General features: G+C 56.0%; 12 protein-coding genes and 1 pseudogene. 6 read left to right on the forward strand and 7 right to left on the reverse strand.

The genetic code is table 11. The features are described 5' to 3' along the window. The first annotated feature begins 43 nt into the window (after positions 1-43). Entirely contained in the window at positions 44-259 is a 216-nt protein-coding gene (locus ACTF5F_RS03115; protein WP_438955417.1) for a YdcF family protein, read from the forward strand. 215 nt (positions 260-474) lie between these two features. On the opposite strand, the gene ACTF5F_RS03120 is transcribed toward ACTF5F_RS03115, so the two are convergent. Next, positions 475-876, reverse strand: a complete 402-nt coding sequence (locus ACTF5F_RS03120) for a DUF4864 domain-containing protein (RefSeq protein ID WP_438955418.1) — start codon at positions 874-876, stop codon at positions 475-477. An 81-nt stretch (positions 877-957) separates the two neighbouring features. Next, complete coding sequence (locus ACTF5F_RS03125; protein ID WP_438955419.1) at positions 958-2,529, reverse strand: lysine--tRNA ligase; 1,572 nt, start codon at positions 2,527-2,529, stop codon at positions 958-960. Positions 2,530-2,639: 110 nt separating this feature from the next. Here ACTF5F_RS03125 and ACTF5F_RS03130 point away from each other — a divergent pair, with 110 nt between their 5' ends. Next, on the forward strand, positions 2,640-3,059 hold the full coding sequence (locus tag ACTF5F_RS03130; RefSeq protein WP_438955420.1) for a tellurite resistance TerB family protein: 420 nt from the start codon (positions 2,640-2,642) through the stop codon (positions 3,057-3,059). Here ACTF5F_RS03130 and dacB read toward each other — a convergent pair. Further along, positions 3,056-4,564 carry a D-alanyl-D-alanine carboxypeptidase/D-alanyl-D-alanine endopeptidase gene (gene dacB, locus ACTF5F_RS03135; RefSeq protein WP_438955421.1) on the reverse strand — a complete coding sequence of 503 codons (1,509 nt, stop codon included), beginning with the start codon at positions 4,562-4,564 and terminating at the stop codon, positions 3,056-3,058. The two genes, ACTF5F_RS03130 and dacB, sit on opposite strands and share 4 nt — an antisense overlap. Then, positions 4,552-5,151 (reverse strand): nicotinate-nucleotide adenylyltransferase, encoded by a 600-nt coding sequence (locus ACTF5F_RS03140; protein WP_438955422.1) that lies wholly within the window; start codon positions 5,149-5,151, stop codon positions 4,552-4,554. Before ACTF5F_RS03140 ends, dacB begins: the two co-directional genes overlap by 13 nt. A gap of 156 nt (positions 5,152-5,307) precedes the next feature. Here ACTF5F_RS03140 and ettA point away from each other — a divergent pair, with 156 nt between their 5' ends. Both ettA and ACTF5F_RS03150 read left to right on the forward strand, forming a co-directional pair. Continuing rightward, the gene (ettA, locus tag ACTF5F_RS03145) at positions 5,308-6,963 is read left to right on the forward strand and encodes an energy-dependent translational throttle protein EttA (protein ID WP_438955423.1); all 1,656 of its coding nucleotides are present in this window, start codon (positions 5,308-5,310) and stop codon (positions 6,961-6,963) included. Between the two features lie 224 nt (positions 6,964-7,187). After that, positions 7,188-7,589 (forward strand): hypothetical protein, encoded by a 402-nt coding sequence (locus tag ACTF5F_RS03150; RefSeq protein WP_438955424.1) that lies wholly within the window; start codon positions 7,188-7,190, stop codon positions 7,587-7,589. Positions 7,590-7,677: 88 nt separating this feature from the next. Here the strand turns inward: ACTF5F_RS03150 and ACTF5F_RS03155 are convergent. From ACTF5F_RS03155 to ACTF5F_RS03165, 3 genes and pseudogenes are all read right to left on the reverse strand, one after another. After that, positions 7,678-7,833: pseudogene (locus ACTF5F_RS03155) on the reverse strand (dodecin family protein); the annotation flags it as partial. A 95-nt stretch (positions 7,834-7,928) separates the two neighbouring features. Beyond that, positions 7,929-8,540, reverse strand: a complete 612-nt coding sequence (locus ACTF5F_RS03160; RefSeq protein WP_438955425.1) for an SOS response-associated peptidase — start codon at positions 8,538-8,540, stop codon at positions 7,929-7,931. A 4-nt stretch (positions 8,541-8,544) separates the two neighbouring features. Further along, positions 8,545-9,150, reverse strand: coding sequence for an arylesterase (locus ACTF5F_RS03165; RefSeq protein ID WP_438955426.1), 606 nt, complete (start codon positions 9,148-9,150; stop codon positions 8,545-8,547). Between the two features lie 79 nt (positions 9,151-9,229). Here ACTF5F_RS03165 and ACTF5F_RS03170 point away from each other — a divergent pair, with 79 nt between their 5' ends. Both ACTF5F_RS03170 and ACTF5F_RS03175 read left to right on the forward strand, forming a co-directional pair. Next, on the forward strand, positions 9,230-9,916 hold the full coding sequence (locus tag ACTF5F_RS03170) for an ABC transporter ATP-binding protein (RefSeq protein WP_438955427.1): 687 nt from the start codon (positions 9,230-9,232) through the stop codon (positions 9,914-9,916). Further along, the coding region (locus tag ACTF5F_RS03175; RefSeq protein ID WP_438955428.1) for an ABC transporter permease at positions 9,913-10,625 on the forward strand (713 nt) is incomplete at its 3' end. The genes ACTF5F_RS03170 and ACTF5F_RS03175, both read left to right, overlap by 4 nt.

The raw sequence follows: 10,625 nt of genomic DNA on the forward strand, positions 1-10,625 counted from the left end.
TTTGAACCTTTTTAGGCTGCGGGAAGTGCAATAGCTCAAAGGTATGAGCACAATTCTGATCTTGGGAGCCGCCAATTGGGCCGATGGCCCATCGCCCGCTTTGAAGCGGCGGCGCTTACACGCGGCCGAGGTTTGGAAAGCGCGGCCGGCGTCATGGGTCATCGCCTGCGGTGGCGTCGGGGACCATCCTCCAGCCGAAGCCACCGTCTTGCGCGATGTTTTGGAAGATGCCGGTGTGGCGCCGGACAAGATTCTTTAGGAGTGCCATCGCCGCTTGACCACACGCCAAGCCCCGCCGCGAACGGCAAAGGCATCAATACCAGCCCGTCAGTAATCGCTTTATTCACAAGGACCCGTTCGTGATGGCAGTGCATCAACGAAGGGTCTGGCCCAGCGTGCAGCCGCCCGTTTCAATCGCGAAACGGTCTACTAGACCAATGGTAAACGTCTCTTTGGAGGACCATGACGGTGCCCTTAGGCCCCAACGTCTGGTGAGGGCACAATCTGCACGCCCGCGATGCGCCAGCCATCGGCCGTATGGATCATCTGATATTCCAGCACGTGGATGCCGCCCGTCATGTCACGCAGCATCAAACGCTGGATTTGTACCATGCCGCGGTCTTGAAGTTCCAGAAAGCGAACGTCGCGGTTACTCCACACCATTGGGTAGCCGCGCTGCACCATCATGCCAAAGTTCTGCGGGTTGCCGAACATGCCTTGAATATTCGGCGCGGCATATTGGAACGCATTTTCAATGTCGCGGTCATTGAAAGCCTGCAATTGGCTGCCAATCACATCCTCAATCGCCGCTTCCGACTGCGCGAAAGCGGAGGAGGCCATCATCACCAAGCCGATGATAAGTCCAAAGAATTTCATTGCCGTCTCCCCGTTTGTTATTCCCTCGTGCTCTTCATACGCAGGAAAGACCCAAATGGTTTGACTTTTATTATCCTAAGGTCAAGCGGCGGAGAGGCGACCTTCGATCAATGCGATCGTTTCGTCGATCCCGTAGAGCGCGATGAAGCCGCCGAAACGCGGGCCTTGTGATGCCCCAAGCAGCACCTCATAGAGCGCAGTAAACCATGCGCGGAGGGGGTCGAACTCATGCTCTTTACCAACGGCGAAGACCATTGATTGCAGCTCTTCCGCATCAAGACAGCCATCCCATGATTTGAGGCGCGTGACCAAGTCCTCCATTGCCGCGCGTTCCTGATCGGTTGGCGCACGGAAGACCTTTGTCGGTTTCACGAAGTCGTTGTAGTAGCGCACAGCGAAACCAGCGGCCTGATCCATCTGCGGGTTCTTTTCAGCCGATGCCTCGGGCGCGTAACGCTGGATAAAGCCCCAAAGCGTATCCTTGACTTCCGCGCCGGAAACGGATGCCAGATTGAGCAGCATGGCAAACGGCACGACCATATCGGACGCAGGCACATTTTGCCCGTGGATGTGAAAGACAGGATTGTTCATCCGGGCCGCCTCATCCTGATCAGCATAGGCGCGCAGCTGTTGATGGTATTCGTCCACGGCCTTTGGGATTACATCGAAATGCATCCGCTTTGCCGTCTTTGGCTTCTGATACATGAAGTACGACAAGCTTTCGGTTGACGCATAGGACAGCCATTCGTTGATAGAGATGCCATTGCCAGATGACTTCGAAATCTTTTGGCCTTTCTCATCCAAGAAAAGTTCGTAAGAGAAATGGTTCGGTTTCTTGCCGCCCAAAATCTCACAAATACGGTCATAGATCGCGGTGTTGGTCGCGTGCTCTTTGCCGTACATCTCAAAATCTACGTCGAGCGCGGCCCAGCGCGCACCAAAATCCGGCTTCCATTGAAGTTTGACGTTGCCGCCGGTGACGGGCAGCGTCCATTCCTTGCCGTCGTCATCGTCGAACGTGACAGTGTGGTTGACATTATCGACATGCTTCATTGGCACGTAGAGTACGCGGCCCGTTTCTGGATGGATTGGTAGGAAAATCGAATAGGTTGCTGCGCGTTCTTCGCGCAGTGATTTCAGCATCACCTTCATCACGTCATCATAACGTTCAGCGGCGCGCTTCAGCACGCCGTCGAATTGGCCAGAACGATAGAACTCGCGAGCGGAGTAGAACTCATACTCAAACCCAAATGTGTCGAGGAACCGGCGAAGCATCGCGTTATTGTGGTGGCCAAAGCTTTCGTGCGTGCCGAATGGGTCTGGCACAGACGTCAGAGGACGGTGCATATGTTCAGCCAGCATCTCTTGCTGCGGCACGTTGCTCGGTACTTTGCGCATGCCATCTAGATCGTCAGAGAAACAGATCAGTTTCGTTGGAATGTCCGAGATCACCTCAAACGCACGGCGGATCATAGTCGTGCGGAGCACCTCACCGAATGTTCCGATGTGTGGCAAACCCGAAGGCCCATAGCCGGTCTCAAAGAGAACATAGCCCTTCTCCGGCGGCGCATTTTCATAACGTTTGAGCAAAGCGCGCGCCTCTACAAAGGGCCAGGCCTTCGAATTCATCGCTGCATCGCGCAAAGTGCTCATTTTGCTGTCTCTCAGATAGGATCGCGGAATGCCGCGACAGAACCCGCACTCCCTATTGCGAGGAGGCGGCAGGGTCAATAAATGTAAAAGGTGAAGATGAAGGATTGTTTATGACCATTGATACGCCCCTGACGGCGCAGGACGCGCTGATTGCCCTGATGATTACGGTTTCTGCGTCAGATGAGAATATTCGGACGGCAGAGTTGGTGAAGATCAACAACGCGGTCAACCACCTCCCGGTCTTTGCTGGCTACGACTCGGAGCGGCTTCCGAATATGTCGCAGATGCTTTTCGATCTTTTTGAGCAAGAAGACGGGCTAGAGGCATTATTTGGCCTTGTCCGTGATGCCTTACCTGATCGCCTGTATGAGACCGCCTACGCTTTGGCCTGTGATGTGGCTGCGGCGGACGGTTCAATTTACGGCCCAGAAGCGCGGATGTTGGAAGAAATCCGTTACGAACTTGACCTCGACCGCCTGCATGCCGCTGCGATCGAACGCGGCGCGCGGGCGCGGCACATGACCGTCTAGGCGTCGCCTGTTCGCGCCCAATATTGGATCAATTGCTGTTGAAGCCACCGCGCGCGGTTGGCATAGGTGAGCGCCCCGCGTGGGCGGTCATTGCCACTAAGTTTCCCTGCTTCGCGGGCCTTTAGATCAGCGGCGAAGAATGCAAATGCCAGATCCCTGCCGCCTGCAGTTCTGATATAACCAGCCAGCGAATTGACGAAGTTAAGCGTGCCCGTTTTGGCGCGAACCAAACCCTGAAAATTGGACAGGTCATCGCGGTTTTCTGTCACCATTCGGACATCCCTGAGAACGGGGTGGAGCGTTTCGAACGCTCCTTTGCTGGTCAGCACGAGCACCATTTCGGTCGCGGTGATGCGCGACGCGTCACCAAGTCCTGAGTGATCGACAAAGCGCGGTGCGGCGCCTGACTGACGCAAACACCACTGCGACATGTTCAGGGCGGAGGTTTGCAAATTGCGGTTTTGGCCGGTTCGACGGTTCGTCGCGGTCATCCCGCACGCTTCCGCCGTGATATTGGTCGAATACCGCAGCATACTGCGCACCACGTCGCGCATGGGCAGGCTGACCAATGTTGCAAGGGTTGTGCCGGATGGGACTGCAGCGCTCAGTTTTGCGGGTTTGAGTACGATCCCTTGCGACCGCGCGAAGGTCTGGAAGACGTCGCCGACGTACAACGCCGGCTCACGAACCGGTAGCCAGCGTGAACCGAAATCACCCAGCGCCCCTTTGGCCACAGACCAATCATCAAATGCCCCAAGGTCGCGGTATTGATATACGGGCGCGGGCCGCTCAACGACGCGCATGCGGGAGACCGTCACATCCGCACGATAGGAGGCACTGCGCGCATCCATCGTGATATCATAGTCATCGCCGTTTTGCTTCCACTCAAAATGGACGCGGTTGAAGTTGAGATTTAAGCCAGCGACGGCGGGATTGTAACCAAGGTGGTCTTTCTGTTCTGGATCAATCTCCTCCACCCGTTTGAGCGCCCCGCCCCAGACCAAAAAGTCCCCGCGCACCTCCCGAATGCCCGTCTCTTTCAGCATTTGAGCAAGCTCGGCAACATCGTCGGTCTGCAACTGCGGGTCGCCGCCGCCCGCGAGGATCAAATCACCGTTCAGGATGCCGTTCGAAATTGGACCATCCGCGATAAGGCGCGTCTTGTATTGGAACCCGCCGCCGAGTGATTTCAGTGCATAAAGCCCTGTGACCGCTTTTGCGACACTTGCGGGCGGGAGGGATAAATCTCCATCAATCGCCTCCAGAATTTCGCCGGTTTGCACATCTGCGACGGCGAACCCTATGTCACCTTTGATCGGCGCATTCTCGATATATTGACGGGTGTCGGGGCGTGACCTTGGGCGCAGGTCGGAGACGGGTTTTGGCGGCTGTTCAATCGGGCGACCGATCGGGCGCAAGGACGAAAGAGGCGCGTCGGCGACCGCAGCGGTTGCGAAAGCCGAGGCACCGCTGGCTAAGACCGCCCGTCTGGTCAGCTTTGCCATTCACCGCGCTCCCTGATTGCGGTTGAAGAGGCATCCGACATCGGCATATTGATAAAGCACCAGCTTGGGGCCTCTTGCTGGCCCAAAACACTGGCCGCACGCCCCGACAGCTTATGCTGACGGTAAACACGCGCCGCTCTCGACATGCGCGCAGAAATCCGATCCCCCGGGCGTGCCATGACGCCAATGGGCACCGTTTCAATAATCCATTGCCAGTCTTGCCAGCGGTCAAACTGATCCAGATTGTCAGCCCCCATCAACCAGACGAACCGAACCCCAGGATAACGTCGAACCAGTTTTTGAATGGTTTCAGCGGTAAAGCGGGTCTGTAAACGCACCTCGATATCCGTCACTTGCACCTTCGGGTGTTTCACCATCGCGCGGCAGGCTTGCATGCGTTCCTTAAGCGGCGCTGGGCCCCGCTTCTTCAAGGGATTGCCGGGGGAGACGAGCCACCAGAGTTGGTCTAATTCAAAACGTGTCAGAGCAGTCTTGCTGATGTGGACATGGCCCGCATGCGGCGGATCGAACGATCCCCCCAACAGGCCAACGACCTGCCCTTTCTTTGCAACGGGAAACCCCTGCACCTATCCCTGCTCCCTTCAGCCATTCAGCTCAACGTACCGACAAACTTAACAGGCCCATGCCGGGCGAAAACCCCTAAATCAGGTGATGGAACCAGATTGCCGATATGTCACCACATCGTTATGAAGCGCGAAAGCAAGTCGTGAAGGGGATGCCGTATGGCCAGCTATCAGTTCGTCTATTTCATGGATGGCGTGTCAAAGACCTATCCGGGCGGGAAAAAGGTGTTCGAGAATATCCGGCTGAACTTCTTACCGGGTGTGAAGATCGGTGTGGTTGGCGTGAACGGCACCGGTAAATCCACATTGATGCGGATCATGGCCGGACAAGACAAAGAATTCTCAGGTGAGGCTTGGGCCGCCGAGGGGGCTAAGGTCGGCTATCTGCCGCAGGAGCCAGAGCTCGACGCAAGTCTGAGCGTCCGTGAGAATGTGATGTTGGGCGTGGCAGAGAAGAAAGCGGTCCTTGATCGCTACAATGAGCTCGCCATGAACTATTCCGAAGAAACCGCCGATGAGATGGCGAAGCTCCAGGATGAGATTGACGCGCAAAACCTTTGGGATCTTGATGCGCAAATCGACGTTTCGATGGAGGCGCTCCGCTGTCCACCGGATGACGCGAATGTTGAAACGCTTTCGGGTGGTGAAAAACGCCGTGTCGCTCTGTGTAAACTGCTGCTCGAAGCGCCTGATATGCTGCTGCTCGACGAACCAACAAACCACTTGGACGCCGAAACAATCGCATGGTTACAACAGCACCTGATCGACTACAAAGGTACGTGCCTGATCGTCACCCACGACCGCTATTTCCTTGATGCCATCACGGGCTGGATTTTGGAGTTGGATCGCGGCTCCGGCATCCCGCATGAGGGCAATTATTCGAGCTGGCTTGAAGCGAAAGCGAAGCGGCTTGAGCAAGAGGCCAAAGAAGATAAATCCCGTCAGCGCACCTTGGAGCGGGAGCTTGAATGGATGCGTCAGGGCGCGAAGGCACGTCAGGCGAAATCGAAAGCCCGTATCTCTGCCTATAACGACCTCGCGAACCAGTCCGAGCGTGAAAAAGTAGGCCGCGCCCAGATCATCATTCCAAATGGCCCGCGACTAGGCTCGAAAGTGATCGAGGTTGAGGGGCTGAAGAAAGCGATGGGTGACAAGCTCTTGATTGAAGGCTTGAGCTTTGATCTGCCGCCGGGCGGGATCGTCGGTGTGATCGGCCCGAACGGTGCGGGTAAGTCGACACTGTTTTCCATGCTGACAGGTCAGTTGGAACCCGATGAGGGGTCAGTGTCCTATGGCGACACTGTGGAACTCGCCTACGTCGATCAGTCGCGCGATGCGCTGAACGCCGAATCAACTGTCTGGGAAGAGATCACAGGCGGCGCAGAAATCATCGAATTGGGCGATGCCCAAATGAATTCGCGTGCCTATTGCTCCGCCTTCAACTTCAAAGGTGGCGATCAGCAGAAAAAAGTTGGTGTGCTGTCGGGGGGGGAGCGCAACCGCGTCCACATGGCAAAACTGCTGAAGTCTGGCGGCAACGTCTTGTTGCTCGACGAACCGACGAACGACCTTGATGTGGAAACGCTGCGTGCGCTTGAAGATGCTCTGACAACCTTTGCCGGATGCGCCGTCGTGATCTCTCACGACCGTTTTTTCCTCGACCGGATTTGCACGCATATTCTTGCGTTTGAGGGCAACGCACATGTTGAGTGGTTCCAAGGGAACTTTGAGGACTACGAAGAAGACAAAAAGCGACGTTTGGGTGCGGATGCATTGGAACCTAAGCGCATGAAACATAAGAAATTCGTGCGGTAATTGAGTATTTCGCAGCCAATCTAGTTGGCACCGAGTGGCTGCGTTCGCTTCAAGTTTGCGATTGCCTAAATGCACAGCGGCGTACCCGCAATGGGCAAATTCAGTTGTGGTCAATGCTGTGACAATGGGGCTCATCTTGGGGCAGATTCCCCTCTGAAGGCTTTATCTTGTGTCTTTGGTTGATTTTGCTGCTTTGACCGTCGCTACCGCTTTGGTTGCAGAATTTGACAGCGCGCATATTTGCGTTGCTCCGCAGCAAAGAACTCAAAACGCCAAAAGAGGCATTTTGGCCAGTTGGCGATCAAAATTTTCCATTTTGCGCTGAGTTCTTGAGCGGTTCGCGACAAAAAATGATTGCCAACCTTCGTTTATTTCCTAAGCGTCTCTCAGTTAGTAACAAATTAATCTATCCAGTGTTTGGTTACCTCACAGGCTTCGGAGGGCCTATGTCGCTAGGCAAAACACTAATAAGCGCGCTCTCGGGCTTCATCACCGCATTTGGATTGTATGTTGATGGGCAAGTGTCGTTTATCGGCGGCGTCGGTGCTTATTCACTGACTGGAATTTTGGTGACGCTCATCTTGGCAACCGCGCTCTACCCAGATAGCCGTACAGCACGCAACTAACCTGTGCATACGCACTTAGGCGCAAGCTTCACTCATGAGTGGGGGAGATGAGTTCGAGCACCTCACAGTGCTCAAACCAACGGTTTGTTTAGTCGTCCAGAACGAAGGTGACTTTCAAAACAACACGGTATTCATCAATCTTGCCGTCCTTCACAGTGCCTTTCTGATCTGAAACCCACGCGCTGCTGATCCCTTTGAGTGTTTTGGAAGCGCGCTCAATCCCGTTTTTAAAGGCGTCATCAAATGACTTTTTGGATTACGAAATAATTTCTGTGACCTTCGCAACTGACATAATCTATTCCTTTCCAAATTAGCTACACCACCGGATGATACCCAAGTCTAGGGGGCGATCCAGTCAACATCGTTGACTTCATCGACGATAAGCGTGCCGTCAGGAAATGGCCTCATAAGCGCATCTGCTGTGGACTTGTCGCCCTGAAGCCAATCAGGAACCTGCTCGGCAGTAAGCAGCACACCCATACGGTGGTGAATATTCCGAACGTCGGCGGACGGTTCGCACGTGACAGTGGCAACTTGATGCAACTCTCTCCCACCCGGTGCCTGCCACACATCGAAGATCGCAGCAAAAAACAGCATTGAGCCGTCTTTAGGTCGAATTGACCAAGCGGTTTTCTTCCGGGCCTCACCGATCCATTCATACCACCCGTCCATAGGCACCACGACCCGCTGCACGCCGTCGTAGGCTGATTTGTCGAAGACGGTTTCTGATCTGGCATTAACGATTGTCTCCATCACTGGTCTGCCGCGCGCATTCTTGCGACCAACAGGGATCATGCCCCAGCGCATCATCTGCGCGCCCTGCGCAGTGATGGTCAGCACATCCTGCCCCGGTGCGATATTGTGTCGAGGGATGCCCGTTGGCACATCGTCAATCCCAAGGGCTTGCCCAATCTCGCTATGCTCACGCAGGAGAAAGAAGCGACCCGGCATACGATCAGCGCTCCGCCCGTGCGATCAAATCAAGAATGGCCGGCCCCATCGCTTCGACGATCAGCGACACCCCTTCGGCGTTTGGATGAAGCCCATCGCCCTGCATGTATTGGGTGAATGATGCCTGATCACCTACCGCATCCCGCAATCCAGTGAACCAGTCTGGGTAAAGAGGAATGGCGTAATCTTCCGCCAACTCAGGGAAGATTGCGTCAAACTCTGCCTTATAATCCGGTCCATAGTTCGATCCGACCTCCATCCCGATGAGGAGCATGTCGACGTCAGCTTGCACGCCCGCATCCAAAATCCCAGCGAGGTTCGTCCGCGCTGCTACTGGGTCGAGCGCGCGGAGGTAATCGTTGGCGCCAAGTGCTACGATCATGGCGTCAACCTCCGGCGTCAGGGTCCAAGCGGCACGGGACAGGCCACCTGCCGTCGTATCACCGGAAACACCCGCGTTGATCACAACAACATCCGCACCAGCGGCATCGAGCCACGCTTGCAGTTGCGAAACGAAGCCCGTCTCAGCACTCAGACCGTAGCCCGCTGTCAGGCTGTCCCCGAGCGCCGCGATCGTCACAGGCTCCGCCTGCGCAGCGCCAGCCGTCAAGAGAAGCGCGGCGATGAACTTGCGAAGGCTGCCACCAGCTCCATATCGAGGGGTATCGCCGCAATGAAAGGTATTTTGTATGGCTGATCCTGTACTCTCCCTCAAGGGTGCATCACTTTCGCTGGATGGCAACGCTGGCCGCGTGGACATCTTGCATGACATCACACTCGACGTGGCGCCCGGTGAAACGCTTGGGCTGATTGGGCCAAGTGGGTCTGGCAAGTCATCTCTCCTTATGTTGATGGGCGGCTTGGAGAGCGCCACCACTGGAACCATTACGGTTTTGGCTCAGGATCTGACCAAAATGAGCGAAGACCAACTCGCGCTCTTTCGTAGGAACAATATGGGGGTGGTGTTCCAATCTTTCCACCTGATCCCGACGATGACGGCGCTTGAAAATATTGCCACACCGCTAGAACTGGCGGGTCATAGGGACGCATTTGACCGTGCCGAAGCAGAACTGGAGGCGATTGGTCTGGCCGATCGCGCCGATCACTATCCAAGCCAAATGTCGGGCGGGGAGCAACAGCGCGTGGCCCTTGCCCGCGCCTCTGCGCCACGTCCCAAACTGCTTCTGGCCGATGAGCCGACCGGCAATCTGGACGCAACAAACGGCAACGCGATTATGGATTTGCTCTTTGGTTTGCGAGACCGGCATGGCGCGACCTTGATTATAGTCACGCACTCTCATGAACTAGCGGCGCGCTGTGACCGTATCGTGCGGTTGCGCGATGGACGGATCGACACACAGAAAGCGGCCGCATGAGCCTGTCCCTCGCATGGCGATTTGCGAAACGTGAGTTGCGCGGTGGGCTTCATGGGTTCCGCGTATTTCTGGCGTGTCTGGCGCTGGGTGTCGCAGCGATTGCCGCTGTCGGCACCGTCCGCGCGAGCATTGAGGCGGGTTTGGAGGAAGCAGGATCTGCCCTCCTCGGCGGCGATGCGGAGGCGACCTTTACCTACCGCTTTGCCACCGAGGCCGAAAAAGCTTGGCTGTCAAAAGTTGGCGACGCTGTCAGTGAAACGGTCGATTTCCGCTCCATGCTTGTAGTACCCCGCGATGACGGGGCGGAGCGGAGCCTGACACAGGTCCGCGCGGTTGACGACCTCTATCCCCTTATTGGCTCTGTGTCGCTTGATCCCAACCTTCCGTTGGCCGATGCGCTTGATGGCAACGGCACCCTCCCTGGTGGGGTCATGGAACGGGTTTTGGCGGACAGGTTGGGCCTGACGCCAGGTGACACATTCCGGCTAGGCACGCAGGACTTTGTGTTCTCCGCCTTTTTGGACCGCTACCCTGACAATGCCAGCGGAGGGTTCGGGTTGGGACCGCGCAGTATTGTCAGAACAACCGATCTAGCCAATTCCGGCTTGATCGTTGAAGGCACACTGTTTGACACCAACTACCGTGTCGATTTGCCGGACGGCACGGACCTCGCCGCGTTGGAGACTGAGGCACAGACTACTTTTGTGAG

The organism is Cognatiyoonia sp. (assembly GCF_965661665.1).
Classification (GTDB): Bacteria; Pseudomonadota; Alphaproteobacteria; order Rhodobacterales; family Rhodobacteraceae; genus Cognatiyoonia.

What these genes read in the sequence shown, in the direction of transcription:
- ACTF5F_RS03120 (WP_438955418.1), bottom strand. Translation starts at nt 876, where the DNA reads ATGAAATTCTTTGGACTTATCATCGGCTTGGTGATGATGGCCTCCTCC.
- ettA (WP_438955423.1), top strand. Translation starts at nt 5,308, where the DNA reads ATGGCCAGCTATCAGTTCGTCTATTTCATGGATGGCGTGTCAAAGACC.
- ACTF5F_RS03130 (WP_438955420.1), top strand. Translation starts at nt 2,640, where the DNA reads ATGACCATTGATACGCCCCTGACGGCGCAGGACGCGCTGATTGCCCTG.
- ACTF5F_RS03115 (WP_438955417.1), top strand. Translation starts at nt 44, where the DNA reads ATGAGCACAATTCTGATCTTGGGAGCCGCCAATTGGGCCGATGGCCCA.
- ACTF5F_RS03160 (WP_438955425.1), bottom strand. Translation starts at nt 8,540, where the DNA reads ATGCCGGGTCGCTTCTTTCTCCTGCGTGAGCATAGCGAGATTGGGCAA.
- ACTF5F_RS03170 (WP_438955427.1), top strand. Translation starts at nt 9,230, where the DNA reads ATGGCTGATCCTGTACTCTCCCTCAAGGGTGCATCACTTTCGCTGGAT.
- dacB (WP_438955421.1), bottom strand. Translation starts at nt 4,564, where the DNA reads ATGGCAAAGCTGACCAGACGGGCGGTCTTAGCCAGCGGTGCCTCGGCT.
- ACTF5F_RS03125 (WP_438955419.1), bottom strand. Translation starts at nt 2,529, where the DNA reads ATGAGCACTTTGCGCGATGCAGCGATGAATTCGAAGGCCTGGCCCTTT.